This window comes from Mesorhizobium hawassense, assembly GCF_003289945.1.
Taxonomy (GTDB): Bacteria; Pseudomonadota; Alphaproteobacteria; order Rhizobiales; family Rhizobiaceae; genus Mesorhizobium; species Mesorhizobium hawassense.
Window position 1 is genome coordinate 518,915 of the sequence record NZ_QMBP01000003.1, and the last position, 25,569, is coordinate 544,483.

The 25,569-nt window shown below is 64.5% G+C and carries 25 protein-coding genes; 7 read left to right on the forward strand and 18 right to left on the reverse strand.

Annotation, left to right across the window (positions count from 1 at the left end):
- Positions 1-65 precede the first annotated feature (65 nt).
- The 4 genes from DPM33_RS09785 to DPM33_RS09800 all read right to left on the reverse strand — a co-directional run bounded on the left by DPM33_RS09785 (position 66) and on the right by DPM33_RS09800 (position 4,721).
- Positions 66-908, reverse strand: coding sequence for a transporter substrate-binding domain-containing protein (locus tag DPM33_RS09785; RefSeq protein ID WP_208648376.1), 843 nt, complete (start codon positions 906-908; stop codon positions 66-68).
- 185 nt (positions 909-1,093) lie between these two features.
- Positions 1,094-2,089, reverse strand: coding sequence for an ABC transporter permease (locus DPM33_RS09790; protein WP_112097183.1), 996 nt, complete (start codon positions 2,087-2,089; stop codon positions 1,094-1,096).
- On the reverse strand, positions 2,086-3,651 hold the full coding sequence (locus DPM33_RS09795) for a sugar ABC transporter ATP-binding protein (RefSeq protein WP_112097184.1): 1,566 nt from the start codon (positions 3,649-3,651) through the stop codon (positions 2,086-2,088). The genes DPM33_RS09790 and DPM33_RS09795 overlap by 4 nt, the downstream gene beginning before the upstream one ends.
- A gap of 107 nt (positions 3,652-3,758) precedes the next feature.
- Positions 3,759-4,721 (reverse strand): sugar-binding protein, encoded by a 963-nt coding sequence (locus DPM33_RS09800; RefSeq protein ID WP_112097185.1) that lies wholly within the window; start codon positions 4,719-4,721, stop codon positions 3,759-3,761.
- A gap of 610 nt (positions 4,722-5,331) precedes the next feature.
- Between DPM33_RS09800 and DPM33_RS09805 the strand changes: the two genes are divergently transcribed.
- The 3 genes from DPM33_RS09805 (at position 5,332) to DPM33_RS09815 (ending at position 7,368) form a co-directional block, all read left to right on the forward strand.
- Positions 5,332-6,447, forward strand: a complete 1,116-nt coding sequence (locus DPM33_RS09805) for a LacI family DNA-binding transcriptional regulator (protein ID WP_167449008.1) — start codon at positions 5,332-5,334, stop codon at positions 6,445-6,447.
- A 94-nt stretch (positions 6,448-6,541) separates the two neighbouring features.
- Positions 6,542-6,841 (forward strand): type II toxin-antitoxin system TacA family antitoxin, encoded by a 300-nt coding sequence (locus DPM33_RS09810; protein WP_112097186.1) that lies wholly within the window; start codon positions 6,542-6,544, stop codon positions 6,839-6,841.
- Positions 6,841-7,368 carry a GNAT family N-acetyltransferase gene (locus DPM33_RS09815; protein WP_112097187.1) on the forward strand — a complete coding sequence of 176 codons (528 nt, stop codon included), beginning with the start codon at positions 6,841-6,843 and terminating at the stop codon, positions 7,366-7,368. Before DPM33_RS09810 ends, DPM33_RS09815 begins: the two co-directional genes overlap by 1 nt.
- Before the next feature lie 18 nt (positions 7,369-7,386).
- On the opposite strand, the gene DPM33_RS09820 is transcribed toward DPM33_RS09815, so the two are convergent.
- From DPM33_RS09820 to DPM33_RS09835, 4 genes are all read right to left on the reverse strand, one after another.
- Positions 7,387-8,142 (reverse strand): ATP-binding cassette domain-containing protein, encoded by a 756-nt coding sequence (locus tag DPM33_RS09820; RefSeq protein WP_112097188.1) that lies wholly within the window; start codon positions 8,140-8,142, stop codon positions 7,387-7,389.
- Positions 8,135-9,196: an ABC transporter permease subunit gene (locus DPM33_RS09825; RefSeq protein ID WP_112097189.1), complete on the reverse strand. Its 1,062-nt coding sequence runs from the start codon at positions 9,194-9,196 to the stop codon at positions 8,135-8,137. Before DPM33_RS09825 ends, DPM33_RS09820 begins: the two co-directional genes overlap by 8 nt.
- Positions 9,197-9,296: 100 nt before the next feature.
- Positions 9,297-10,274 carry an ABC transporter substrate-binding protein gene (locus DPM33_RS09830; RefSeq protein WP_112097190.1) on the reverse strand — a complete coding sequence of 326 codons (978 nt, stop codon included), beginning with the start codon at positions 10,272-10,274 and terminating at the stop codon, positions 9,297-9,299.
- Positions 10,275-10,706: 432 nt separating this feature from the next.
- Complete coding sequence (locus tag DPM33_RS09835; protein WP_112097191.1) at positions 10,707-11,615, reverse strand: sugar-binding transcriptional regulator; 909 nt, start codon at positions 11,613-11,615, stop codon at positions 10,707-10,709.
- Positions 11,616-11,881: 266 nt separating this feature from the next.
- Between DPM33_RS09835 and DPM33_RS09840 the strand changes: the two genes are divergently transcribed.
- The 3 genes from DPM33_RS09840 to DPM33_RS09850 all read left to right on the forward strand — a co-directional run bounded on the left by DPM33_RS09840 (position 11,882) and on the right by DPM33_RS09850 (position 15,179).
- Entirely contained in the window at positions 11,882-12,787 is a 906-nt protein-coding gene (locus DPM33_RS09840; protein ID WP_112097308.1) for a tagatose-bisphosphate aldolase, read from the forward strand.
- Between the two features lie 86 nt (positions 12,788-12,873).
- Complete coding sequence (locus DPM33_RS09845) at positions 12,874-14,295, forward strand: ROK family protein (protein WP_425373479.1); 1,422 nt, start codon at positions 12,874-12,876, stop codon at positions 14,293-14,295.
- 83 nt (positions 14,296-14,378) lie between these two features.
- The gene (locus DPM33_RS09850) at positions 14,379-15,179 is read left to right on the forward strand and encodes a class I SAM-dependent methyltransferase (protein WP_112097193.1); all 801 of its coding nucleotides are present in this window, start codon (positions 14,379-14,381) and stop codon (positions 15,177-15,179) included.
- Between the two features lie 66 nt (positions 15,180-15,245).
- Here DPM33_RS09850 and DPM33_RS09855 read toward each other — a convergent pair whose 3' ends face one another.
- Positions 15,246-15,950 (reverse strand): helix-turn-helix transcriptional regulator, encoded by a 705-nt coding sequence (locus tag DPM33_RS09855; protein ID WP_112097194.1) that lies wholly within the window; start codon positions 15,948-15,950, stop codon positions 15,246-15,248.
- A gap of 130 nt (positions 15,951-16,080) precedes the next feature.
- Between DPM33_RS09855 and DPM33_RS09860 the strand changes: the two genes are divergently transcribed.
- Positions 16,081-16,716: a LysE family translocator gene (locus tag DPM33_RS09860; RefSeq protein ID WP_112097195.1), complete on the forward strand. Its 636-nt coding sequence runs from the start codon at positions 16,081-16,083 to the stop codon at positions 16,714-16,716.
- A 22-nt stretch (positions 16,717-16,738) separates the two neighbouring features.
- Here DPM33_RS09860 and DPM33_RS09865 read toward each other — a convergent pair whose 3' ends face one another.
- From DPM33_RS09865 to DPM33_RS09905, 9 genes are all read right to left on the reverse strand, one after another.
- Positions 16,739-17,830, reverse strand: a complete 1,092-nt coding sequence (locus DPM33_RS09865; RefSeq protein WP_112097196.1) for a 3-deoxy-7-phosphoheptulonate synthase — start codon at positions 17,828-17,830, stop codon at positions 16,739-16,741.
- Positions 17,831-18,070: 240 nt separating this feature from the next.
- Positions 18,071-18,304, reverse strand: a complete 234-nt coding sequence (locus DPM33_RS09870; protein WP_112097197.1) for a type II toxin-antitoxin system Phd/YefM family antitoxin — start codon at positions 18,302-18,304, stop codon at positions 18,071-18,073.
- 132 nt (positions 18,305-18,436) lie between these two features.
- Entirely contained in the window at positions 18,437-19,231 is a 795-nt protein-coding gene (locus DPM33_RS09875; protein WP_112097198.1) for an SDR family oxidoreductase, read from the reverse strand.
- Positions 19,232-19,261: 30 nt separating this feature from the next.
- Positions 19,262-20,149, reverse strand: coding sequence for a TIM barrel protein (locus tag DPM33_RS09880; protein WP_112097199.1), 888 nt, complete (start codon positions 20,147-20,149; stop codon positions 19,262-19,264).
- Between the two features lie 20 nt (positions 20,150-20,169).
- A complete protein-coding gene (iolG, locus tag DPM33_RS09885; RefSeq protein ID WP_112097200.1) occupies positions 20,170-21,159 on the reverse strand; it encodes an inositol 2-dehydrogenase in 990 nt (329 codons plus the stop codon).
- A gap of 83 nt (positions 21,160-21,242) precedes the next feature.
- Positions 21,243-22,013: an ATP-binding cassette domain-containing protein gene (locus DPM33_RS09890; RefSeq protein WP_112097201.1), complete on the reverse strand. Its 771-nt coding sequence runs from the start codon at positions 22,011-22,013 to the stop codon at positions 21,243-21,245.
- A 2-nt stretch (positions 22,014-22,015) separates the two neighbouring features.
- A complete protein-coding gene (locus tag DPM33_RS09895) occupies positions 22,016-23,092 on the reverse strand; it encodes an ABC transporter permease (protein ID WP_112097202.1) in 1,077 nt (358 codons plus the stop codon).
- A 136-nt stretch (positions 23,093-23,228) separates the two neighbouring features.
- Entirely contained in the window at positions 23,229-24,170 is a 942-nt protein-coding gene (locus tag DPM33_RS09900) for a sugar ABC transporter substrate-binding protein (protein ID WP_112097203.1), read from the reverse strand.
- A gap of 352 nt (positions 24,171-24,522) precedes the next feature.
- Positions 24,523-25,554 carry a LacI family DNA-binding transcriptional regulator gene (locus DPM33_RS09905; RefSeq protein WP_112097204.1) on the reverse strand — a complete coding sequence of 344 codons (1,032 nt, stop codon included), beginning with the start codon at positions 25,552-25,554 and terminating at the stop codon, positions 24,523-24,525.
- Positions 25,555-25,569 lie beyond the last annotated feature (15 nt).

A 25,569-nucleotide genomic window follows, 5' to 3' on the forward strand; every position in this document is an offset into this window, starting at 1 on the left:
ACACTTTTGGGCGACATGCACTCGATGCAAAAACGGGAGCAGCCAAGGCTGCTCCCGTCGCGACATTACTTGGTAATGTCGATCTTGAACCACTGCAGGCTGTATTTCGACACCGAGCCGTCGTCGATCGCGGCCTTGAGCGCCTTGTTGTAGATGTCCTGCAGGTCCTTGTCGGTCTTGCGGAAAGCGGCGCCGATGCCCGGTCCGAGGATCGGCCCACCCTTGAACTGCGGGCCGACGAAGGCCAGGTCCTTGGCATCGGGCTTGGCCAGCGTGCCGAGGAAATAGGTGGTGTCGGCGAAGGCGACGTCGATACGGCCGGCCATCAGGTCGAGGTCATGCTCGTCGGTGGTCTTGTACTCATGGACGTTGGCGACATCCTTGAGATACTTGTCGGCAAACGTCGCCTCCGTGGTCGAAACCTGCAGGCCGAGATTCTTGCCGGTCAGTTCCTTGCGCAGAGTGTCGAGCGCCGCCTTGGATTCGGCGTCGTCCTTCGAGAGGTCGATCATCTTGCCGCTGTTGGAGAGCTGCGCCAGCGGACCGTTCTTGTCGGCAAGGAAAGCCACCGGCGAGGACGCGTAGGGGATCGAGAAGTCGATCGTCTTCATGCGCTCTTCGGTGATCGACATGCCGTCCATGACGATGTCGAATTTGCCCGCGGTCAGGCCGGGAATGACGCCGTCCCAATCCTGCGCCACGATGTTGCATTCGAGCTTCGCGCGGGCGCAGACGTCGTTTAGGATGTCGACCTCGAAGCCGACGATCTTGCCGCTGGCATCCGTCTGGTTCCAGGGGGCATAGGAGCCCTCCATGGCGACAGACACGGTCTTCCAGTCCTTGGCCATCGCCGGCGTCGAACAGGTCAGCGCCAGCGCGGCAAGTGCGATCCAACGTGAAGAAGTCACAGTATTTCCTCCCATATTTTGTCCTGGAACAATGCGATTACAGATTGCTTAGCCCAGCCCCAATTCGCCGACAAGGGCTGTTTTCGGGTTCACGCGTTGTTGCAATCCGCCCGCGAATCCGGACTTGCCCGGCGGCTTCCACCGCGAGCATCGATCCAATCGGGATCGTTGACGGAAGAGGGAGGCTATTCCGCGGGCGCGCCGGCGACGTTCTGGCGCGCCGCCTCGACCATGCGGCGCCGGGCGCGGAAGACACCCCATTGCTGGTCGACCAGCACGCCGATCAGGATCACGCCGCCCATCACCGCGAAGTTCAGCGAAGACGGGATGCCGAGCAGATTGACGAGGTTCTGCAACTCCTGCAGCAGCACGGTGCCGAGGATGACGCCGACCAGCGAGCCCTCGCCGCCGCGCAGCGAGAAGCCGCCGAGCACCGCCGCCGCGATGGCATAGAGCTCGTAGAACTGGCCGTGGCTCGCCGGCGAGATCGAGCGCGTGTACATGGCGAAATAGATCGCCGACAGCGCCGTCAGCACGCCGCAGATGACGTAGGCCGCGATGATCACCCGGCCCGTGCGGATGCCGGAATATTTCGCCGCTTCCTCGTTCTTGCCGATGGCATAGAGATAGCGGCCGAACACCGAGCGGTGCAGCACCACCCACATGACGATGGCGATGATGATCAGCGCGATGAAGCTGTTCGGCACGCCGTATGAACGGCCGGCCGTCAGGAATTCCAGGTCCGGGAAATTCTGACCGAAGGCGAAGCCCGCCGTGCCGTCGGCGGTGTAGAAGCGCGCCACGCCGCGATAGATGAGCAGGCCGCAGAGCGTCACCACGAAGGGCTGCAATTTCAGCCGCGTGATCAGCCAGCCATGCACGAAGCCGATGATGGCGCCGAGCAGGATGATCACCACGAAGGCCAGCGGCCAGTCGAGCTCACGTACCGCGATGAAGTCGATGAACAGCGTGCCGAGCAGCGCGACCAGCGAGCCGACCGACAGCTCGATGCCGCCGGTGATGATGACGAAGGCCTGGCCGATGGAAAGGATGCCGAACAGGCCAATCAGGTTGGAGGTGTTGGCGAGGTTGATCGGCAAAAGGAAGCGCGGGTTGATGGCCGTCACCACCGCGCCGACCACCAGAATCAGGATCAGCAGGCCGAGATCTTTCTTGCTCATTGCGCTTCTCCCGCCGCTTGCAGCAATTTCGGCTTCTTGCCGACCGCCAGCAGGAGCACGTTCTCCTGGCTGAAGTCGTCCTTGTCGAGGATGCCGGAGATCTGCCCCTCATGCATGACCGCGATGCGGTCCGAGACGCCGATCACCTCTTCCATGTCGCTGGAGATCATCAGCACCGCGACGCCGGCGTCGGCCAGCGCGCGCATCAGCCCGTAGATTTCGGCCTTGGCGCCGATGTCGATGCCGCGCGTCGGCTCGTCCAGGATCATCACCTTCGGGTTCATTGCCAGCCATTTGGCCAGAACCACCTTCTGCTGGTTGCCGCCCGACAGCGTGCCGGTGCGGGTCAGGACCGACGGCGCCTTGATGCCGAGGTTCTTCTTCTGCTTTTCGGCCGTCGCCAATTCCGCGTTGGTCGAGACCAGCGAGCGCCTGGCATGCGCCGGCAGATTGGGCAGCGATATGTTCTGGGCGATCGACAGATCTAGCAATATGCCGGTCAGCTTGCGGTCTTCCGGCACAAGGAAGATGCCGTTCGCCACAGCATCGGCGGCCGATCCGACATCGAGCGGCTTGCCGTCGAGCGTGACATTGCCTGCCAAACGCTCGTCGATGCCGAACAACACGCGCGCGAGCTCGGTGCGGCCGGAGCCGACAAGGCCGGCAAGGCCCAGGATCTCGCCGCGCCGAAGCTCCAAGCTGACCGGGCGGTCGGGATAGGTGCTGGTGCGGATCGCTTGCGCCGATAGCGCGACCGGGCCCGGTGCCCGCGTGGCCTCGCCAGCCTTCTCGCGCTCCTTCAGCATGCGGCCGATCATCAGCCTGACCATCTCGTCGTGATTGATCTGGGCCTTCGGCAGCGTGCCGGCCAGCGTGCCGTCGCGCAGCACCACGACACGGTCGGCGACGCGCTCGATCTCGTGCAGCCGGTGCGAGATGAAGATGACGCTGATGCCTTCCGCCTTCAGCCCCTTGATGACGTCGAGCAGCTTTTCCGTCTCGGCGATCGGCAGGCTGGAGGTCGGCTCGTCGAGGATCACCAAGCGGGCCTTGATCGACAGCGCCTTGGCGATCTCGACCATCTGCTGCTGGGCGAGCGACAGCGAGGCGACCGGCGCGTCGGCCGAGAAATTGGCCCCGACGCGCTTCAGGAGCGGCGCCACCATCTCGCGCAATTTGGCGCGATCGACCAGCTTCAGCGGCCCGGCGCGCAGTGGCTCGCGGCCGAAGAAGACGTTGGCGGCGACATCGAGGTTTTCGAACAGGTTGAGTTCCTGGTGCACGAAGGCGATGCCGGAACCGATGCTTTGTTCGACGGTCAGCCCGTCATGCGCCGCGCCATCGACGGTGACGGCGCCGCTGTCGGGCCGCGTCACGCCGCCGAGGATCTTCATCAGCGTCGATTTGCCGGCGCCGTTTTCGCCGACCAGGCCGATGACCTCGCCGGGTCGTACCTCCATCGAAAACCTGTCCAGCGCCACAACACCCGGATAGGTCTTGCGCACGGCCTCAAGGCTCAGGAACGGAGCGGTGTTTGGGTGAGTGGTGTCGGTAGGGATCATCACGCCTGAACAGCAGCCGGTGGGCCACAGACTGACGGGCCTTGGCGGCTCCGTCAATACGAACGCCGGCTCAAGGAGACCCTTGAGCCGGCGCAACGGTTTTGGACTTATTTGCCCGCCATCGCCTTGAGGTTGGCGGCGTAGGCGTCGACGTCATCCTTGCCGATGATCTTGGTCGGGATGATGATCAAATTGCCGGCCGGGATGCCCGACTTGTCGCCCTTGAGGTAGGCGGCCATCAGCTTCATGCCCTGATAGGCCCATTCGAAGGGCTGCTGCACCACGGTCGCGGCGACGGTGCCTTCCTTGACGCCGCCCAGCGTGATCGGATCGTCGTCGAAGCCGACGACGGTGATCTGGCCGAGCTTGCCGGCGTCGCGCAGCGCTTCATAGATGCGCGGCGTGTTGTAGGAATAGAAGCCGACCATGCAGGTGATGTCGGGGCTGGCGACCAGCGCGTCCTCGACGTTCTTCTTGGCGCGCGCCTGGTCGATATCGTCGCCACGCACGTCGACGAGCTCGATCTTGCTGCCGGCGAGGCCGTCCTTCATGCCCTGGATGCGTTCCTTGGCGTTGTCGGCGCCGAGCAGGCCGACGAAACCCAGGCACTTGCCGCCGTTCGGCATCGCCTTCTTGGCGATCTCGGCCGCCTGCTTGCCGGCATCGACATTGGACGAGCCGATATAGGCGACGCGCTTGGTCTGCGGCGCATCCGAGTCGGTGGTGAACAACGCGGTTTCCGACGCGATCTTGTTCAGCCCGTCTGTCGAGGTCTTGGGATCGACGGCCGAAACCATGATGCCCTTGACGCCCGCCGTCACCAGATCGTCCATCAAGCGCTGCTGGATGGCGACCGAGGACTGTTCCGGATATTTGAGCTCGAGATTGTAGTCGGGCAGTTCGCCCTGCGCCTTCTTGACGCCGGCTTCCGCCGCCTTCCAGAAGTCTGACGCACCGTTGACGACGAAGGCCAGCGTCGGCTTGTCGTCCGCGCGGGCAATCGCCGTGGCCGTAAGCCCAATGAGCAGGGCCGCCGCGGCGACAGATGCGTTACGGATTACTGATTTCATAGTTCATCCTCCCTTGTAGAACTCGTCGCTGATGTCTCGGCTGCGGCCTGGATAACCCCTCCTCCTCAAGGGTCCGGCGAAGGTCCGCCGACTCAAGAACGGTGCCGATCCGGGCCGCTACCCGAGACACTAGACACTGATGTGGCGTTCGTAAATAGTCCGATTTGTCTGACATTTTCGTGAAATGGATGTAGGCCGATCCGGCGATGCAGCCGGGTGTCGAACGGGCATCCTTCGCACTTGCCGGCGCCGATCCGACGTCTGGATGGTTGCGGCGAGTTGACAGTAGAACGCTTACGACTATTAGTAAATAGTATTAGTTATGAGCCGAGTGCCGCGACTTCGAAGCGGAGGAGACGCCAGTCGAAAACGCGCTGGGAGTGAGGCGAACGAGCGGCGGCAAGGCTTGCAGCCGCATGGAAACCGCGGAATTGTCAGCACTGCTGACCTTGTCTGACCGGTTTTGCCGGGATGCCAGGCGGCTGGTGATTTGCATGCCGCGCTTGCTAATATATATTAGCTGAGCGCACTTCGATAAACGGACCGGCCTCGACCATCTTGCCGTTGCCGCCGCCTTTGCTTTAGAGCCGGCGGGGTTTGGGAAACGACCATGAGCGAACCGACGGAACTGCGCGATCCTCCCGGGGCTTCCAGGCGCCGCAAGCCAGCCGCCAAGCCCAAGGGACGTGTCACCATGACCGACATTGCGCGCGCCGCCGGCTGCTCGCAGGCGACGGTCTCCTTCGTGCTCAACAATTCGCCGGGTATCCGGCTGTCGCAGCAGACGCGCGACCGCGTCATCGAGGCGGCGCGGTCGCTGGGCTACTCGCCACCGGTCTTCTCGGCGCTGCGGCCGGCGGTGACGCCGTTCGAAGGCCTGGATGGCGTCATCGGCTTCGCGGTCGACCAGCTCGCCACCAGCCCCGAGGCGGTGGTCGCGATCGAGGGCGCGCGGCAGGCCTCGTGGAACGCCGGCAACGTGCTTCTGGTGGCGCAGACCATGGGCGATTCGGTGATGGAGCCGCGCGCCATCCAGGCGCTGACCAGACGCGGCATCTCGGCGCTGATCTACATGACCATCTTCACGCGCGAGATCACCGCGCCCGATTTCCTCTACAGCCTCGAGATCCCTGTCATCCTTCTCAATTGCTACACCGCCGACTACGCCTTCCCGGCCGTGGTGCCGTCCGAGATCGCCGGCGGCCAGAGCGCCACCAGGCATCTGATCGGCCACGGCCATCGCCGCATCGCCACCATCACCGGCGAGCCGTGGATGCAGGCGGCGCAGGACCGGCTGAAGGGCTATCGCCGCGCTTTGGCCACCGCCGACATCCCGTTCGATCCGGAGCTGGTGGTCGAGGGCGATTGGTCGGCCAGCGCCGGCTACGCCGCAACCGTCAAGCTGCTTGCGTTGAAAGACCGCCCAACCGCCATCTTCTGCCAGAACGACCGCACCGCGATCGGCTGCTACGAGGCGCTCAAGGAAGCGGGGCTGCATATCCCGCAGGACATCTCGGTGGTCGGCTATGACGACGAGGAGATCGCCCGCCACCTCTTCCCGCCGCTCACCACGTCGATCCTGCCGCATCTGGCGATGGGCCAATGGGCGATCGAGCAGCTGGAGACGCCGCCAACACCCGGCCGCGGCCGCTATCCCATCACCAAGCTGGAGTGCCCGCTGGTGGAGCGGGAAAGCGTGGCGCGCGTTCGGGACAAATCAGGATGACTCTCCCAACGCAAGCACTTCTGGGTGCGCATCTGTATTGACATTGTCATGACAAATCTTAGATAATCCATCCTGATTAAGGAGAATCTTTTCCATGGTGCAGCCCGGTCACCGTAATCATGACGCGGCCCGCAAGGATGACGTGATTCAGATCCGTGCTTCGGCGGGGACCAAAGCCATTCTTAGCCGCGCCGCGAGCCTGCGCGGGCAGAAACTGTCGGAGTTCATGCTGGACAGCGCCCGCAGGCAGGCGGAGGAAACCATTCTGGATCAGCGTACCTTCTTTCTCGATGCCGACGCGCATCAGAAATTTCTCGACCTGCTTGACGCCCCGAGCAAGCCCTCCAACGAACTTCGCGCGCGCATGACGCGCAAGCCGGCCTGGGAGCGCTGATGCCCACTGGGCAATTGCACGTCCGCCCCCCGGAACGGCTGACCGTCGGCCATGACGTTTCCGAATTTCGCAACGGCAAGCATGGGTCCCTTGATGACTGGTTGCGCAACCGCGCCCTCTCTGGCGAGGGCCTTTCTGCTCGTACCTACGTCGTCTGCGACGCCGGTACCAAAGATCGCGTCGTCGGCTACTACGCGATATCGACGGCTATGGAGGAACGGGTTGCGCTGCCAAGCGCGAAGCTGCGGCGGGGCATGCCCGAGCAGGTACCACTACTGCTGATCGGTCGGCTGGCGGTCGATCAGGCGTTCCAGGGAATGGGCCTCGGTGGCGACCTGCTTTCCGATGCACTGCGGCGCTGTCTGGCGGTCTCAGAAATTGCTGGCGTTCGCGCCGTGGTGACGCATGCAATCGACGATGACGCCGTCGGCTTCTATCGGCTGCACGGCTTCGTTTTGTCACCGCTGGGAGAGCGTGTCATCTTGATGCCGGTCGAGACAGTGCAGGGGCTGTTCTCGAAAGTTTGAGTCGCCCAACATCGGCCCTTACCCGCCGACCATCAGCTTGACGACCTCGTCGTGGTTGGTCTCGGCGATCTTGCGTTCGCCGGCCTGGACGCCGCGCCTCAGCACCACGATGCGGTCCGACACGGCGAAGATGTCCTGCAGATTGTGCGAGATGAAGATCACGCCCCGCCCCTGCGCCTTGAGCTGGTGGATGAGCGAGATCACCTTGCGCTGCTCGGGCACGCCGAGGGCCGCGGTCGGTTCGTCCATGATCAGGATCTGGGCGTCCCAGTAGACGGCGCGGCCGATGGCGACGGCCTGGCGCTGGCCACCGGAGAAGTTGCTGACCGGGGCCTCCAGCCGGCTGACATGGAAGTCGAGCCGGCTCATCGTTTCCTTGGCCGCCGCCGCCATCCGCTTGCGATCCAGCACCGGCAGGAAGCCGAAGGCTCTGCGCATCGGCTCGCGGCCGAGGAAGATGTTGGCGCCGATCGACAGATTGTCGGCAAGCGCGAGGTCCTGGTAGATCGTCTCGATACCCTTCTCGCGCGCCTCCTGCGGCGTGGCGAAGCTCACCGGCTGGCCCCTGAGCAGGATTTCGCCGGCCGTCGGCTGGTAGACCCCGGATATCGCCTTGATCAGTGTCGTCTTGCCGGCGCCATTGTCGCCGGCCAGCGCGACCACCTCGCCCGGGCGCACCGCCATGGAGAAGTCGCTCAGCGCGCGCACGGCGCCGAAATGCTTGGAAAGGTTCCTGACCTCGAGGAGAGGCGCGGTCTGCTCGGCGTTAGTCATCCTGGCGGGCTCCGCTGAACCGGCGCTGAGCCTGGTCGATGAGGACGGAAATGATGATGACGACGCCGACGGCGATGAACTGCCAGAACGGCTCGACATTGACGAAGACCAGCCCGTATTGGATGACCGCGATCACCAGCGCGCCGGCCACCGTGCCGAGGATGGTGCCGGAACCGCCGAACAGGCTGGCGCCGCCGATGACCACGGCCGCGACGCTGTCGAGCAGCAGCGGCTCGCCGGCCTGGGCCGCGCCGGCGGTGAAGCGCGCGGCATAGAGCGCGCCGCCGAGGCCCGCGCACATCGCCGACAGCACATAGAGGCGCAAGATGTGATCCTTGATGTCGATGCCGGCCCGGCGCGCCGCCTGGATGTTGGCGCCGATGGCGTAATTGTGCTGGCCGAACCGGGTCTGGCTCAGCACATAATGCATCACGATGACGAAGATCGCGGTGATGATGACGAGATAGGGCACGCCGTAGAGCTTGCCGTTGCCGAGCACCGCGAACCAGGAATTCTGCACCGGCACCGTGGTGCCGCCGGCCATCAGGTAGGCGGCGCCGCGCGCCACGCCGAACATGCCGAGCGTGCCGATGAAGGGCGGCACCTTGAGGCGTGAGATCAACAGGCCGTTGATGACGCCGGGCACGCCGGCGACGATCACGGCCGCAAGGATGCCGGCAAGCATGGCCAGCGGCAAGGGAATGGCGGCGCCCGCAATGTTGGTGGCGTGCGCGGCGATGACGGCGGCGAGCCCCATGATGAAGCCGAGCGACAGATCGATGCCGCCCGAAATGATGACGAAGGTCTGCCCGGTCGCCAAAAGCAGCGGCGCCACGGCGAAGATGGCGATGGACTGCACGTTGAACGGGTTGAGCACGAAGGTGGCGCCGAAGGCGAAGCGCGACCAGACCTCGAAGCAGATGACCAGGCCGGCAAGGAAAAGCCAGGCGCGCCCTTCGGCGATCCTGCGGACCAGGCTCTTGGCCGTATCGCTGTGGTCGGCCTGAGGGGCAACGTGCTTTTCGGCTTGCTGGGCTGGTGATGTCGAGGTCATGAACGCTCCGCCGTAGGCTTCCTTCGAACGGGATCCGGTTGTCGCCGGGATCCGACGCAAGCCTCCTCCCGGCGGGCCGGGAGGAGGCCAGGCGCGCTGGTTACTCGGAGTAAAGATACTTCGAGATGTTCGGGTCGGCGATGTTGGACTTGTCCATGATCGTGAAGCCGGTGCCGATCGAGACCGGGATCGAATGTCCGGTCAGGTGGGCATAGGCCGAAACGACGCCATAATAGCCGATCTCGGCCGGGTGCTGGGCGATCGCCACGTCGACCAGCCCGGTGTTGATGTTGTCGACGATGCTGGTCGGAGCGTCGAAGGCGACCACCTTGACAGTGCCCGTCTGCCCGGCCTGCTTGACGCCGTTGGCAGCGCCCAGCGCCGAGAACAGGTTGGCGCCGAAGACGCCGACGAGATCGGGATTGCGCGCGAACACCGCCTGCAGCTGCGAAGCCGCCTTGTTGGCGTCGTCGTCGTTGAACTGGGTTTCCAGCACGGTGATGCCGGTGTGCTTGGCCATCTCCTTCTTGAAGCCTTCCTCGCGCTGGTCGGTGGTCGAGATGCCGGGCTTGACGTTCGAGACATAGACCTTGCCCTTGTCGCCAATGGACTTGGCAAGCGCCCGCGCCGCGATCTCGCCGCCGAGCACGTTGTCGGAGGCGATGTAGGCGAGCGGGAAGTCGGCATCGCCGGCGCCGGTCTGGTAGGCGCCGGTGCCGATGAAGGTGTCGACGGTGATCACCGGGATGCCGGCGTCATTGGCCTTGCGCAGCGGCTCGACCAACTGGACCTTGTCGGTCGGCGCGATCAGGATCGCGTCCGGCTTCTTGGCGATGACGGCGTCGAGCACCGGAACCTGCGTCACCGGGTTGAAGTCGGGCGCGCCCTGGAAGACCAGGTTCACGCCGAGCGCGTCGGCCGCCGCCTGCGCGCCCTTGCGCATGGTAATGTAGAAGCCGTCGGTGGTCAGGCCCGGAATGAGCGCGATGGTGTATTTCTTATCCTCGGCGTGGGCGGGCGCGATCAGCGCCGATGCCGAAACGGCGAGCACCGCAAGCGCGGCAACGATCTTCCTCATGAAACTCCTCCTCGAGATGTTGGCAGATGTACGGTTGACACTGGGTAGTCTGCTTGCCGCTGCGGGCGGCTTTCCTCCTCAGCGCCCAGCCGTTGGGTCAGCCGGCGGAACCCGGCCATTTCGATGTCGGCGGTTTCGTTGCCTGCCTCCGCAGGGATCGAAAAACCGCGCTACCCGGCACGCTTCCGCACCAAGCCGGCAACGTTGTAACACTTTGCTGAAATAAATTGCAAGCGGATCCTGGACGGCCCGAACCGCCACTGCTTTCCGATCGGACAAGCATCGTGTGCTCCGCTCAGCCCCGCATCGGCGACTATCGCGCCAAGCCGTCGCCGGCACAACGGGAGATTTCCGCGGCTGCAACGCCTATCCGGCAGCGCGAGAAAAGTGCGGAGCGAGTTCCGTTTGGAACCAGGCGAGAATATGGGAGGCTCAACCGCCCTGGTTGAGCCGCTCCAGGATGGCCTGCGCCGTCTTGGTGTCCGTGACAAGCGCGCTGATCAGCCTGGCGCGGGCCGCGCCGATGATGGCCTTGGCCTTCTCCGGCCCCGAAGCGACGCCGATCACCAGCGGAACGGCACGGAGCTGGTCGGGCGACATGGCGATCATCCGGCTCTCGCCTTCCCAGGAGATGAGGGCGCCGTCGGCATCGAAATAATGCCGGAGCACGTCACCAGCGGCCTGCACCAGGGCCTGTTCGCTCAGCGTCGCGGCGCTTGCCTCCGGCGCATTGATTGCATGCGGCAGGCCGACGCCGACGATTGCGATGTCGGTCCGGCCCCAGAGGGACACGGCGTCATGTATGGCCGCGTCGGCAAGAAAGACTTCGCGCAATTCGCTGGACGGCAGGTAGGGCGCGTGGATGAAATGCGGCGTTCCGCCGAACTCCTCGGCCGCCAGCCGCACGAACTCGTTGATCTGGAAATGCGGCGCCTGCTGCTGCATGCCGCCGGTGGCGGCAACCGTCAGCACGCCTGGAAAGCGCGGCAGGCCGGCGCGGATCACTTCGCGGATGGCGCGGCCCCAGCCGATGGCCACCACAGAACCGGCCGAAAGTTCCGCCTTCTTGAGCAACCGGCCCAGCGGCGCCGCAAGCGCCGTCAGCACGCCTGCCGCCGGCGTCTCGACGATGGCTGCGTCGCGCAAACCCAGCCTCTCGACCAACTGCGAGGTGAGGGCCTCCGGCGTGACGATATCGAGCACCTCGATGCGCACGATGCCCTCGGCCCGCGCGCGCTGCAGAAGCCGCGAAATGGTGGCGGTGGAGACGCCAAGCCGGCGCGCGATATCGACCTGCGACATCTCCGCCTCGTAATGCAGCTTGGCGACCGTGTGCAGCATCGTGCGTGATGCGGTCGCGTCCTGTATGGGAGGTACAGACAGCTTGCAATTCCTTTCAGCAATGTGTTACAGGCCTGTCGACCGATGGGAGTTATCGCCCAAATTCGGCAAACCCGCAACTTGGGGGCGCTCCTTCGGCACGCTGTTCCGCCCGTCATGGCAGGCGCGTCGGAACAGTGAAGCTTGCGGCCTCAAGACAGGCAGAAGGCACCTCCAAGGATAGCGCGTCCCGATGCGTAGGATGCGCCGAGATCGGACCGATGACCATGACCAAGATGACCACCGCGGAACTGCGCGGCTACCAGCAGATTTGCGGCAAGGACGGGGCCATGATGGCCATTGCCTGCGACCAGCGCGGCGGCATGCGCACGCTGCTGGCGTCGGATCCGGCGGAGCAGGCCGCGATCACCAACGACATGCTCGGCGACACCAAATCCGACATCACCCGATATCTCGCCAGCGAGGCGTCCTGCGTGCTGCTCGATCCGCTCTGCGCGGTGCCGCGTGTCGTCGATGAAGGCGTGCTCAACCGCGACACGGCACTGCTCATCGGCCTCGACGCCTCGGGCTACGACGTCTCGCCGGAAGGCTACCGCCTGTCGCGCCTGGTGCCCGGCATCGACGCGCGCCGCGTGCGCGAGCTGGGCGGCACCGGCGGCAAGATCATGGTGTATCTGAGGGCCGATCGGCCCGAAGCGAACGAGCACAACATCGCCATCCTCAAGCAATGCATTGCCGACTTCGCCAAGGAGGATCTTCTGCTAATCGTCGAGTTCCTGACCTACCAACTCGAACGCGAAAGCCCCGAGGACTATGCCGCGAAGATCCCGTCGCTGGTCGAGGAGGGCACGCGAATTTCCCTGGACTGCGGCGCCAAGGTGCTGAAGCTGCCCTATCCCGGAACGCCCGAAGCCTGCGCCAGCATCACCAGGATTGCCGGCGACGTGCCTTGGGCGGTGCTGTCGGCCGGAGTCAACCATGCGACCTTCCTCGGCCAGGTCGAGATCGCCATGAAGAACGGCGCCTCGGGCGTGATCGCCGGCCGGTCGCTGTGGAAGGATTGCATCTCGCTCGACCGCGACGTCCAGCGCGAGAAGCTCAAGACAGTCGCGGTTTCCCGTTTGCGGGAAATCCAGGCGGTCATCGGCAACTATCGCCGCAAAGCTGCCTGAGGCATGTTGATCTTCAGCTCAGGCAAGCCTGAGCTGAAGATCAGGTCGGCGCCTAGACAGTACGGGACGTCATGCCACACAAATCGATGGCCATAGGGATCGATATCGGCGGCACCAATCTGCGGGCCGCGCTGATCTCGCACTCCGGTGAAATCCTTCGTCGCGTCTCCGAGAAGAGCGCGCCCGATCCGGAGCTGGTGCTCGGCCGCATCGCCGACATGGTGCATCGGCTCGACGGACCGCAGGTCGCGGCCATCGGCGTCGGCGTTCCCGGACGTGTCGATGCGGAAAATCGCGCGGTGCTTTCCGGCGGCTATGTCGATCTTGCCTCGGTTGCCCTGGCGCACCGGCTGGAAAGCATGGCCGGCCGGCCCGTCGTCATCGACAATGACTGCAACATGGCACTGGTCGCCGAAATGGCGCTGGGCGCCGCCTCCGGCCAAGCCAATGTGGTGATGTTCACCATCGGCACCGGCATCGGCGGCGCGGTGGCGGAAGGGCGGCGCATCGTGCGCGGCAAGGCGACGGCCGGCCAGCTCGGCCATATCGGCGTCGAGCTCGACGGCGAGGTCTGCAAATGCGGCCGGCGCGGCTGCGTCGAAACCGTGAGCTCGGGCACCGCGCTCGGCGGTCACATCGCCCGTGCCGGCCTCGGTCCGGACGTCTCGGTCGACCAGCTCTTTGCCCGCGGCGCCGCCGGCGATGCGACGGCGCGCGGCATATTGGACGCCTGGGCGCGGCCGCTGCGCGCGGCGATCGACACGGCGGTCGCCATGTTCAATCCGGAGCTGGTGCTGCTCGGCGGCGGCCTCGGCGAGGCCGCGCACAGAGCGCTTGCCGATCTGCCGGCGCTGGCGCCCTGGTATCAGGCGGCGGTGCAGCCGGCGAAGCTCGGCGACGACGCAGGCGTCATCGGCGCCGGCCTGCAGGCGCTCGCGTCGGTGGTTTCCCAGGCTTCGGCCCGGCCGGCCGGCGGCCGGCGCGCGGTGCTGGTCAACGGCATTCCGGCCTCCGGCAAGAGTACCGTCGCGCGCGGCATTTCCGAACGCATGGGCTGGCCGCTGCTGGCGCTCGACACCATCAAGAACCCGTTCCTCGAAGCGCTGGGCGGCGCGGACCGCGAATTCAACCGCACGCTCGGCCGCGCCAGCTACGCGGCCATCTGGTTGGTGGTCGGCGAAGCGCCCGCGGGCGCCACATTCGTCGTCGATGCCTGGTTCGGCTTCCAGCCACGCGCGCTGCTGGAAGATCACCTGGGCCACGCCGGCGTTGGGCAGACCGCCGAAATCTGGTGCCATGCGCCGGGCGAGGTGCTGGCCGAACGCTACCGCGCCCGCCTCGACCAGCGCCCCGCCGGCCATCCCGGCGCCACCTACATTCCAGAGCTGGTCGAACTGGCCAAGCGCGCGGAGCCGCTCCGGCGCGGCCCGCTGTTCGACGTCGACACCACCAAGCCGATCGATTTCGACGCCATCAGCCAATGGCTGCGTGAAGTGATGCACGGCTAGAGCCGTCAATCCGTGAAAACTCTCACCGCTTGGCAGCAATCCCGTCAGGGTCTAGCTTGACGGTCAGCCACCGGGAGAACGCGATGACATCGATTTTCACCGTGCACGCAGCCTCGGGCTACGAGCAGTTGATGGGACGCTGGAGCCGCAGGCTGGCACCCAAATTCATCGACTTCGCCGGCCTGGCCGGTGGCGAAAAAATCCTCGACGTCGGCTGCGGCACCGGCAGCCTGACCTTCGAACTGGCGAAGTCCGCCGATCTCGCCGAGATCCAGGCCATCGACTTCTCGCCGGTCTTCGTCGCGGCGGCGAAGGAGAAGAACAGCGATCCGCGCATCACCTTCAACCAGGCCGACGTCACCGCGCTTCCCTTTGCCGACAAAACCTTCGACCGCTCGCTGGCGCTGCTGGTCCTGCACTTCGTACCGGAGACCGGCAAGGCGGTGGCCGAGATGCGCCGCGTGGTGCGGCCGGGCGGCGTGGTCGCGGCCGTGGTCTGGGATCATTATGGCGGCATGACCGGCATGCGCATGATGATCGACACGGTGGCGGCGCTCAGCGAAAGCGGGCGCCAGATGCGCAGCCGCTATTGCTTCCAGCCGATGATGCAGCCGGGCGAAATGAAGCGGACCTTCGCCGAGCAAGGCCTGGCCGACGTCAGCGAAGCCGAATTGATGATCCGCATGGACTATGAGAATTTCGATGACTTCTGGGCGCCGATCCGCGCCGGCGAAGGCCCGCTCGGCAGATACATGACCACGCCGGACCCGGCGGAGCGGGATCGCATCGAGGCCGCCGTCCGCGATGCCTATCAGGCCGGCCGGCCCGACGGCCCGCGATCCTTCGCCAATGTCGCCTGGGCCTGTCGCGGCATCGTGCCCTGAGATCGTGTCGGCGCAGCCGGGCAGTGCCAGCACCGAACCATTGGCTTGTCAAAAGCCGGCAACGTGTCAGTTGCCGGCGGCAGCCGAGGCATTGATCTCCCAGCCGTCGACCCAGACCTGCCGCAGCCGGTCGCCCTCGCCCTTGAACCACAGGCCCGCCGGCCGGCAATCCTCGATGCGGTCGCTGCGGAAATTGCGGATGGCCAGGCGCAATTCGCACCACGCGACGATGTTGGCCGTCTCGGCATAGTAGATCAGCGCGATCGGCCGGATCGTGCGTTCGGTCGCCCGTCCCGCTTCGTCGCGATAGGACAAAGCGAGTTTCTCCTCGTCGCGGATGGCGCGGCGGACCAGCGCGAGGTCGACGGCGGAAGCGGAAGGTGCCGCAAAACCCCAGGCATGCAGCGCATTGGCGTCGAGCGTCTGCCGCAAGGGGGGCGGCACCGCGCCCGCGATCTTGGCGCCGACGCGTTTCGCCGCCTGCTTGAGCTCGTCGTCGCCGGTGCGCTCGAGCAGCGCCAGCGACAAGACGATCGCCTCCATCTCCTCGATGGAAAACATCAGCGGCGGCAGGTCGAAGCCGGGGCGCAGTATGTAACCGATGCCGCGCCCGCCCTCGATCGGCACGCGCATCGCCTGCAGGGCGGCGATGTCGCGATAGACCGAGCGCACCGTCACCTCCAGCCGCTCGGCGATCGCCGCTGCCGTCACCGGCTTTCTGGCCAGCCGCAGGATCTGGATGATCTCGAACAGGCGCGAGGCCTTGCGCATTTTTTTTCACACCCATCAGAAACGCAACTGACACATCCCCGTCAGTTGGGGTGACCTATAGGACCGCCTACCCGCTTGAAAATCAACAGATTCCTTTTTCTCGCGGCGAGTGAGGCAGCAGGCAACTGACATGAGCTATGGCGAGAACCTCTGGCTGTTCTTCGTGCTTCTGTTCGGCATCATCGCCGTTCCGGGCATGGATATGCTGTTCGTGCTGGCCAATGCGCTGACCGGCGGCAGCAACAGAGGGCTGGCTGCGACCGGCGGCATCATGCTGGGCGGCGCCGTGCACACGCTGAACGGCGCGATCGGCGTTGGCCTGCTCATGCACTTCGTCCCGATGCTGTTCACGCCGCTGCTGATCGCCGGCGCCGCCTACATGGCCTATATCGGCATTTCGCTGATGCGCAGCTCCATCACCGTCGGCGACGACACGTCCACCGGGAGCCGGTCGGCCTGGAAAGCGTTTCGGCAAGGCATGCTCACCTGCCTGATCAATCCGAAGGCCTATCTCTTCATCATCGCCGTCTATCCGCAATTCCTGAAGCCGGCTTACGGTCCGATCTGGATGCAGGCGACAATCATGGGATTGCTGACCCTCGTCACGCAGGCCGCCATCTATGGCGGGCTCGCCGTCACCGCCGGGCGCAGCCGGGGGCTGCTTGTCGACAATCCGCAAGCGACCATATTGGCCGGGCGCGCGGCAGGGCTGCTGCTGTTTGCCGTTTCGATATTCACCGCCTGGGAAGGATTGAGGGCGGCGTGATCGCCGCCCTCCCCATTTTCGCTCAGGCCGCGCCCTGCCGGCTGGCGAGCATCTCGCGCTTCACCGACCGGCGCCATTCGACGGCGCCGGCGAGGCCGTGCAGCACCGTTTCGGTGGTCGCCCAGTCGATGCAGGCGTCGGTGATGCTCTGGCCGTAGGTGAGCGGCTTGCCGGGCACCACATCCTGCCGGCCGGCGACGAGATTGCTCTCGATCATGACGCCGATGATGCGCTCGTCGCCTGCGGCCACCTGCCCGGCCACGTCGGCCGCGACCTTAGGCTGGTTCTCCGGCTTCTTGGCGCTGTTGGCGTGGCTGACATCGATCATCAGCCGCGGCGCGACGCCGATGCGGCCGAGTTCGCCGGCAGCCGCGTCGACGCTTGCGGCATCATAATTCGGCGTGATGCCGCCGCGCAGGATGACGTGGCAATCCTCATTGCCGGTGGTCGCAGCGATTGCGCTGCGGCCGCCCTTGGTCACCGCCATGAAATGATGCGGCTGGGCGGCAGACTTCACTGCCTCGCCGGCGATCCTGAGATTGCCGTCGGTGCCGTTCTTGAAGCCGACCGGACAGGACAGCCCCGAGGCCAGCTCGCGATGGATCTGGCTTTCGGTGGTGCGCGCGCCGATGGCGCCCCAGGCGACGAGGTCGGCAATGTATTGCGGCGTCGTCATGTCGAGGAACTCGGTCGCCGCCGGCAGGCCGAGATTGTTGACGGCCGACAGCACGTTGCGCGCCATGCGCAAGCCCTTGTCGATGTTGAAGCTGCCGTCGAGATCGGGATCGTTGATGAGACCCTTCCAGCCGACCGTGGTGCGCGGCTTCTCAAAATAGACGCGCATGACGATCTCGAGCCGGTCGGCCAGGGCCTCGCGCAGCGCCGCCAGACGGCTGGCGTAGTCCACGGCGGCGACCGGATCGTGAATGGAACAAGGGCCGACGATGACGACCAGTCGATCGTCGGCCCCCGTCAGGATCGAATGGATGGCGTTGCGTGAGGCGGCAACGGTGCGCGTCGCCGTGAGCGAGCGCGGTATCTCGCGCATCACCTCTTCCGGCGTGGTCAGTACCTTGAGTTCCTTGACCCGAAGGTCGTCTGTGGTGGTCAACACGGCTTTCTGCTCCTGGTTAGGAGACCTGCCGGCTTGAAACAAAAAAGCCGCCAGGTCTGGCGGCTTGTCGGATTTTGATCTGGAATTTTCAGATCGAGCGCAATCCTCCCGCCGCCAGCGAGCTGCTAAAGTACCAATAGGTGGCGGACAGGTTGATCATCCGGCTCATATAGTCGATGCGAAGGCGGTTGTCACGTGCTTGATGGGCAGAAGGTTTCTCATCACGCGCAACCCGTTGCCCTAACGCTCAAGGCTGATATCGGCGCAGCGCAGTGGTGACTTCAAGAGGAATTCCGCAAGCGTACCCTTTCGCCGGGTTTTTCGAAGCCATTCTTCGGCCGACACCACTACCACGCTTGGTTTGCCGTTTTCGGTGATCGTCTGCGGCGCGTACTGCGCCTGCTCGATAACCTCGGCGAACTGGGCTTTGGCCTCGCCGACGGTCCAGCTGATATCTTTGGGCGCAGACATCATTCCACTCCCATGCTTGTTTCGACTACATGACTATGAGGGAATGGCAATGTTGCGGCGACAGGTAGGCATGTGGGCTCTAAGAGAGCATACACCGTTGCGCCGAGCCCGAACTGGCGTGCGGCGGCTCGGTCGCTACTCCCCGACCACCCCAGCGATGTTCTGGTCATAATCAACCAGCGAGCCGGTCATGACGCCGGCCTGGGGGCTCAGCATGTAGGTGATCAGCCGGGCAAGCTGCGCGGGCTTGACCAGCTGGCCCATCGGCTGCGCGGCCTCGGCCTTTTCCAGCCAGTCGTCGGGCGCGTCGTGCCACTTCTTCTGCACGATCGCCTCGCCCTCGGTATCCATCCATCCCGGCAGCACGGCGTTGCAGCGGATGCGGTTCTTGCGATACGAGCTCGCAACATTCTTGGTCAGCGTCATCAGCGCGCCCTTGCTGGAGGAATAGGGCGCCAGGAAGGACTGGCCGCAATGCGCCGCCATCGACAGGACATTGACGATCGAGCCCGGCGCTTTCTTTTCCAGGAGATGCGCCACCACGCCCTGCATCAGGAAGAACGGGCCGCGCACATTGGTCTGAAAGATCTGGTCGAAGGTCTCCTCGGATGTTTCGACCAGCGAACCGCGCGCCGACGTTGCGGCGGCGTTGACCAGCGCGTTGATGGTGCCGAAATGCGAGATTGCCGTGGCCACGGCGCGCTTGCAGTCGGCGACCTTGGCGACGTCGGCGCTGATGAAGATCGTATCGACGCCGAGCTTCTCGAAATGGGCAACCGCCTTGTCGCCCTTCTCCTGCGAGCGGCCGATCAGCGCCAGTGCCTTGCAGCCCTCTTCCGCCAAGACTTCGGCGACGGCAAAGCCGATGCCTTGCGCGCCGCCAGTGACGATGGCGCGCGTCTTCGAATTGCGATCGGCTGATATGCTCATCGCCCTGCTCGCTGGGTCGGGGTTCAGTTCTTACTTGTCGAGACGGACGGTCTTGCCTGACGTCGCATCCGCGAGCTGCCCAGCAGCCTCAAGACTGCCGCGGATGAAGTCCATGCTGCTGCCGATCGCTTCGGCCGGGTTTGCCAGCCGGTGGACCTCTGTCGAGAACGGCTCATAGGAGAACGCGCCGGCATAGCCATTGTCCAGCAAAGCACGTATCTGGTCGACATTGCCCAGCCGATCCCTATCATCGACGAGGATCCGATGCCCGTCCTGCATCTGCTCGGCGCTCAACCCCTGATCGACGACGCCGGAGATATGGACAATGCCGGTGTATGCCGGGAAGATGTCGCGCTCACCCGCGAGGTGATGGTGGAAGGTATCGTGCACGAGTTTGTAATGCGCCTCCCCTCCAACAGCCTCGATCGCGGCGATGGCGTCAGCCTTGTGGCGCAGCGACGAAGTGACGAAGCCGAGCGGTTCGATCAGCGCAACAAGACCGGCTCTCGCCAGCATCGGCAGGATTTCACCGAGCGAGCGGCGCAGCGCCTCATCGCGCTCGCCCGCCGCATATTGCGGCGCGTCGTTACGCGGGATGAGGCTGATCGACTCGGCGCCGGCTTGCGCGGCCTCGTCAATCAGCATCTGCACTTTTGCGCGCATCCCATCGGACCATGTGTTGAAGCCGTAAGCTTCCGACAAGCCGAGAAGCCGAAGCCCTTTCGATCGCGCGTAGCTGCCTATGACAGTCGGCGCTTCGCCGTCGAAAAATGCGGCGGTCGACAGTTTCTTGTCGGCCAGGTCATTGCGAAGTTCGACTCCGATACAGCCAAGAGAGGCGGCGAGATCGAGGAACGCACGGCAGTCGAGCCTGGGGGTCGCAATGTGGTTCAGCGAGAACTTCAGTTGCGCGGTCATCGTATTTCTCAGCCAAAATCCTAGATCGACACAGCCTTGCCGGTCTTGACCGACTTCAGCGCCGCATCGGCCAACTTCAACGCAACCAACCCATCGGCGCCGCTCGGCGCTGCCTTCTTGCCCGACGTCGCCGCGGCGATGAAGGACGCGATCTCATTGGCGTAGGCGTCGAGGTAGCGGGTCATGAAGAAGTCGTGCAGCGGCGGACGGGTGTAACCCTTGTCGTTGGCGAGCTCGATCGACACCGGCCGCTGGTTCTCGGCCGCGACCATGCCCTTGGAACCATGCACTTCGATGCGCTGGTCGTAACCATAGGTGGCGCGGCGCGAATTGGAGATGACGGCCTGCTTGCCGGAGGCGGTTTCGAGGATGACGCTGACAGAGTCGAAATCGCCGGCTTCGCCGATCTTCTTGTCGACCAGCACCGAGGCATGGGCGCTGACGGCAACGGGCTCCTCGCCGAGCAGGAAGCGCGCCATGTCGAAATCATGGATGGTCATATCGCGGAAAATGCCGCCGGAGCGGGCGATGTAATCGAGCGGCGGGGCGCCCGGATCGCGCGAGGTGATGGTAACCATCTCGACCGTGCCGATGGCGCCGTCGTCGATCGCCTTGCGCACGGCGGCGAAATGCGGGTCGAAGCGGCGGTTGAAGCCGACCATCAGCGTGGCGCCGGTCTTCTCGACCACCGCAAGGCATTTTTCGACGCGCTTGACGGAAAGATCGATCGGCTTCTCGCAGAAGATCGCCTTGCCGGCCTTGGCGAAGCGCTCGATCAGGTCGGCATGGGTGTCGGTGGGCGTGCAGATGATGACGGCGTCGATGTCGTTGGCTTTCTCGATGGCATCGATCGTGCGGACTTCCGCGCCATAGGCGGAGGCCAGTTCCGTCGCCGCTTTCTCGAAGGCATCGGCCACGGCCACGAGTTTGGCTTGCGGGTTGGAGGCAACGGCGCGGGCATGCACCTTGCCGATACGGCCGGCGCCGAGAAGAGCGAAGCGGAGTGTCATGGAATGTCCCTCGAGGGTGGGTTTTACAGGCAGGTCCGCGCCTGTCGGCGCGAACGATTGGTTGATCCCGTCGCGGCGCCCCGTCAGGCGGCCTGCAGCTCCGCCTGTCCGGTCTTGGCGCCGGTGATGTAGGCGACGATATCGTTGCCGTCGGTATCCTGCTTGCGCAGATTGGCGACGATCTTGCCGCGGCGGAAGACGACGATACGGTCGACCAGGTCGAACACCTGGCGCATGTTGTGGCTGACCAGGATCAGCGGCTCGCCGTTCTCCTTCAGCGTGCGGATGATGTTTTCGACCTGCGCCGTTTCCTGCACGCCGAGCGCTGCCGTCGGCTCGTCCATGATGATCAGCTTGGAGGCGAAGGTCGCCGTCCTGGCGATCGCCACGCACTGACGCTGGCCGCCCGACATGTGGCGGATGGTGCTGGAGAGGTTCGGGATCTTCACCGCCGTGCGGACAAGCGCTGCCTCGGTCGCCTTGCGCATCGCCTTGCGGTCGAGGATGGAGAACGGGCCGAGGTTGAACAGCACCTTCTCGCGACCGAGGAAGAGGTTCGACGGCACGTCGAGATCGTCGGCCAGAGCGAGGTTCTGGAACACGGTCTCGATGCCCGCCTCGCGAGCCTCGATCGGACCGGAGAAATTCACCTCCTTGCCGTCGAACCAGATCTTGCCGTCGGTGCGCTGCTCGACGCCGGTGATCTGGCGCACGAAGGTCGACTTGCCGGCGCCGTTATCGCCCATGATGGCGACATGCTCGCCCTTGCGCAGCTCGAAATTCGCCTCCTGCAGCGCGTGCACGCCGCCATAGTGCTTGGTGAGGTTTTCGGTTTTCAGAACGATGTCGGACATGCTCAAGCTCCTATCGCCCGGCGGCGCTGGCGCCATTGATCGAGAACGACCGCGCCGACGATGATCACGCCCTTGACCATCTCCTGATAATAGGCGTCGAGGCGCAGGAAGGTGAAGCCGGAAATGATGACGCCGAAGATCAGCGAGCCGATCACGGTGCCGATGATCGAACCGCGGCCGCCCGACAGCGAAACGCCGCCGATGACCGCCATGGCGATGGCGTCGAGCTCGTACATCACGCCCATGCCGGCCTGGGCGGTGAGGTTCTTGGAAGAGAGCACCACGGCCGCAAGCGAGGCGAGAATGCCGGCGATGGCATAGACCAGCACCTTGTGGTTGGCGATCTTGATGCCGGACATGCGCGCGGCGTCCTCGTTGGAGCCGATGGCATAGCAGTGCTTGCCGTATTTCGTGTAGGTCAGGATGAGCTGAAACAGGATCGCCAGCGAAATGAAGATGACGACCGGCATCAAGCCCTTGCCGATGGCCGCGAAGCTGTCGGTCGGGAAAGAGATCGGCTGGCCCTTCGACCACCATTTGGCGATGCCGCGGGCGGTGACCATCATGCCGAGCGTGGCGATGAAGGGCGGAATACGGGTGTAGGCAATGAGCAGGCCGTTGATCAGGCCGGCGATCAGGCCGCAGCCGATGGCGACCAGCAGCGGCACGATGACCGGCAGGTCGGTCAGGCCGTAGTCGATGAACATCGCCTTGGGGTTGGGATTACCGTTGACGGTCGCGACCTGCGCGAAGCTCATGGCGATCATGGCGGTGGCGCCGACGATCGAGCCCGAGGACAGGTCGATGCCGCCGCAGATGATGACCTGGGTGACGCCGATGGCGATGATGCCGACGATCGACACCTGCAGGATGATGATCTGCAGGCGCTGTTCGTTGAAGAGACCGGACACATTCTCACGGGTGTTGAACAGGAAGCTGTCGCCCAGGAAGACGCGGCCGATCAGCTCGAAGGCGGCGACCAGGATGACCAGCGCCAGGAACACGTTGAACTCGGCAGGCCATGGACGCTTCTTGGCGTCGTAACTCAAGCCGCCAATGCCATGCGATGACTGTGACACGTCTTGTTCCTCCGAATGACCGCGCCCGTTCTCCCGCCCGGTCGGGCGGGAGAGGAACAGAGCGGCGCCGCTTCATCAGCAGCCGATTTCAGCCAGTCCGATGCGCCGCGGCACCACTCGGTGAGTGGCCCAGCCTTCAGTTCTTCTTCAAGAACTTGTCGATGTTCGCCGGGGTGACGAGCTGGAACGGGATGTAGACCTTGTGTTCCACCTTTTCGCCCTTGGCGAGCTTCAGCGCCGCGTCGAGCGCGCCGGCGCCCTGGCCAGCCGCATCCTGGAAGACGGTCACGTCGAGATCACCCGCCTGCATCGCGACAAGCGCGTCCTGCGTCGCGTCGACGCCGCCGACCACGACCGCCTTCATGTCGACATTGGCGGCCTTCATCGCCTGGATGGCGCCGATGGCGCTTTCGTCGTTGTTGGCGATGACGCCGTCGAACGCCTTGCCCGACGACAGCCAGTTGGTCATCAGGTTCTGCGCCTGGTCACGGTCCCAGTTCGAGGTCTGCTTGTCGATGATCTTGATGAAGCTGCAGTCCGGCGTGGCGATGACTTCCTCGATGTCCTTGGTGCGCTGCACCGCGGCCTGGTTCGAGAGCTCGCCCATGATCACATAGACATTGGCTTCCTTCTTGCCGGCTTCCTTGAACAGGCGGCAGGCTTCCTTGGTCTCGAGCGTGCCGGATTCGGCCTCGTTCGAAGCGACGAAGGCCTGATTGTCGGGCAGTGAGTCGACATTGACCGGCTGGCGGTTGACATAGACCAGCGGGATCTTGGCCGCGGCGGCCGCATCCGACATCGCCTGGGTGGCCGAAGTGTCGACCGGATTGACGATGATGGCGTCGACGCCCGAGGCGGCGAAGTTCTTGATCTGGTCTAGCTGCTTGGCCACGTCGTTCTGCGCATCCTCGACCTGCAGCTCGACGCCGCTCATGCCCTTGGCCTGCGCGATCATGCCGTTGCGCAGCACGGTCAGGAAGTTGTCGTCGAACTTGGCCATCGAAACGCCGATCTTGGCGGCGAAGGCGGATGAACACATCAGCGCCGAAAGCGCGACGCCCAAAAGCAGTTTCTTCATTTTATCTCTCCTCCACTTGGTGTCCGGCTGCACCTATTGAACCGGAATTCCCGGTTTGCCCGGAGAATCTCTCCCTGCGGCCATCTGGCGTTGCCATCGCTTGGAACGCCTCGTCCTCCGCTCGAACAGACGTTCCGGAACGAAAGAACCAAAAAGCCTAGTTAGTGAAATATTTATTCCATTTCGTTTTGGAAACGTCAAGGGCGATTCCGACCGGGGCAGCCGGTTTTTCGATCACCATCGACGTGACGAAGATCAAAATCGTCGAAATTTACGCCCGAACCCGGATGAACCACGATGAAAGAATCCATCAGCCTGATGGATTGCATCACATCGGCTGCAGGCTCGGCGCTCAGATGTTTTCCGGCAGATAGATGTCGAAGGGCAGGAAGGTCTGTCCCGGCGCATTGGCGGCGCCGCTTTCAATGGCATGCGCCATCAGCCCGACGAGCTCCCGGCAGAGCGCGGCAAGCGGCGTCGAGATCACCATGGTGAGGATGCTGTCGGCGAGCGCCGCGCGCGAGACGGCGTTGATCTCGTTGCAGATGACGACCGGCATTTGCGCCGGATTCGCAATCCTCAGCGCCGAGACCGCGCCTTCCATGCCGCCGCCGGCGACATAGCAGCCGGCGAGATCGGGATGGCGCGCCAGGAGATCGAGCATGGCATCATGCGTCACGTCATTGGCCTCGAGGTTGACCAGCGTCTCCATCACGGTGAAGTCCGGCGCGTGCTCGCGGAAGAAAGAGCGGAAGCCGATCTCGCGCAGCTCATGGCCGTGGAAGCGGTGGCTGCCGACGAAGAGCGCCACCTTGCCGGGCTTCCTCGCGGCCTTGGCGATCATCCATGCCGCGCTGCGCCCGACCTTGCGGTTGTCGAGCCCGACATAGCCCTCACGGATGCCGGCGGCAAAGTCGGACAGCAGCGAGAAGACCGGCTGCCCCCTCGCCTTCAGCGTCTCCACGACGGCCGTCAGGTTGGGGTGATCCGGGCCGACGACGGCGATGGCCCTCGATTTCGCGGCCAGCTTGCGCATCTGGGCGGCGATCTCGTCCGGCGCCAGGGAAGCGGCGAACTCGACGGTCGCAACGCCGCGGAAGCGCTGCGACTGCGCGACCGCCAATTCGAGCTCCCTGGCGAAATCGCCATAGAAGACGTCATTGCCCCTGAGCAGCAGGAAGCCGAGCCGGTATTCCGGCAATTCCTGGCGCATGCGCTGCTTGATCAGCCCGGCGGCGTGGTAGCCGATCTCGGTGGCGGCGTCATAGACCCGGCGCGCGGTCTCTTCGCGCACCGGCAGGCGGCTGTTCAAAACCCGGTCGACGGTGGCGACGCTGACGCCCGAGACGCGCGCCAGATCGGTGATCGTCGGTCGCTTTGCCATGAACGGCGCTCCATC

Bases quoted from the DNA above. Each gene is read 5' to 3' on its own strand.
- DPM33_RS09875 (WP_112097198.1), bottom strand. From the start codon at position 19,231: ATGAGCATATCAGCCGATCGCAATTCGAAGACGCGCGCCATCGTCACT.
- DPM33_RS09815 (WP_112097187.1), top strand. From the start codon at position 6,841: ATGCCCACTGGGCAATTGCACGTCCGCCCCCCGGAACGGCTGACCGTC.
- DPM33_RS09855 (WP_112097194.1), bottom strand. From the start codon at position 15,950: ATGCGCAAGGCCTCGCGCCTGTTCGAGATCATCCAGATCCTGCGGCTG.
- DPM33_RS09795 (WP_112097184.1), bottom strand. From the start codon at position 3,651: ATGATCCCTACCGACACCACTCACCCAAACACCGCTCCGTTCCTGAGC.
- DPM33_RS09790 (WP_112097183.1), bottom strand. From the start codon at position 2,089: ATGAGCAAGAAAGATCTCGGCCTGCTGATCCTGATTCTGGTGGTCGGC.
- DPM33_RS09825 (WP_112097189.1), bottom strand. From the start codon at position 9,196: ATGACCTCGACATCACCAGCCCAGCAAGCCGAAAAGCACGTTGCCCCT.
- DPM33_RS09820 (WP_112097188.1), bottom strand. From the start codon at position 8,142: ATGACTAACGCCGAGCAGACCGCGCCTCTCCTCGAGGTCAGGAACCTT.
- DPM33_RS09830 (WP_112097190.1), bottom strand. From the start codon at position 10,274: ATGAGGAAGATCGTTGCCGCGCTTGCGGTGCTCGCCGTTTCGGCATCG.
- DPM33_RS09835 (WP_112097191.1), bottom strand. From the start codon at position 11,615: ATGCTGCACACGGTCGCCAAGCTGCATTACGAGGCGGAGATGTCGCAG.
- DPM33_RS09880 (WP_112097199.1), bottom strand. From the start codon at position 20,149: ATGACCGCGCAACTGAAGTTCTCGCTGAACCACATTGCGACCCCCAGG.
- DPM33_RS09890 (WP_112097201.1), bottom strand. From the start codon at position 22,013: ATGTCCGACATCGTTCTGAAAACCGAAAACCTCACCAAGCACTATGGC.
- DPM33_RS09870 (WP_112097197.1), bottom strand. From the start codon at position 18,304: ATGATGTCTGCGCCCAAAGATATCAGCTGGACCGTCGGCGAGGCCAAA.
- DPM33_RS09905 (WP_112097204.1), bottom strand. From the start codon at position 25,554: ATGGCAAAGCGACCGACGATCACCGATCTGGCGCGCGTCTCGGGCGTC.
- DPM33_RS09810 (WP_112097186.1), top strand. From the start codon at position 6,542: ATGGTGCAGCCCGGTCACCGTAATCATGACGCGGCCCGCAAGGATGAC.
- DPM33_RS09840 (WP_112097308.1), top strand. From the start codon at position 11,882: ATGACCAAGATGACCACCGCGGAACTGCGCGGCTACCAGCAGATTTGC.
- DPM33_RS09845 (WP_425373479.1), top strand. From the start codon at position 12,874: ATGGCCATAGGGATCGATATCGGCGGCACCAATCTGCGGGCCGCGCTG.
- DPM33_RS09850 (WP_112097193.1), top strand. From the start codon at position 14,379: ATGACATCGATTTTCACCGTGCACGCAGCCTCGGGCTACGAGCAGTTG.
- DPM33_RS09805 (WP_167449008.1), top strand. From the start codon at position 5,332: ATGAGCGAACCGACGGAACTGCGCGATCCTCCCGGGGCTTCCAGGCGC.
- DPM33_RS09800 (WP_112097185.1), bottom strand. From the start codon at position 4,721: ATGAAATCAGTAATCCGTAACGCATCTGTCGCCGCGGCGGCCCTGCTC.
- DPM33_RS09900 (WP_112097203.1), bottom strand. From the start codon at position 24,170: ATGAAGAAACTGCTTTTGGGCGTCGCGCTTTCGGCGCTGATGTGTTCA.
- DPM33_RS09860 (WP_112097195.1), top strand. From the start codon at position 16,081: ATGAGCTATGGCGAGAACCTCTGGCTGTTCTTCGTGCTTCTGTTCGGC.
- iolG (WP_112097200.1), bottom strand. From the start codon at position 21,159: ATGACACTCCGCTTCGCTCTTCTCGGCGCCGGCCGTATCGGCAAGGTG.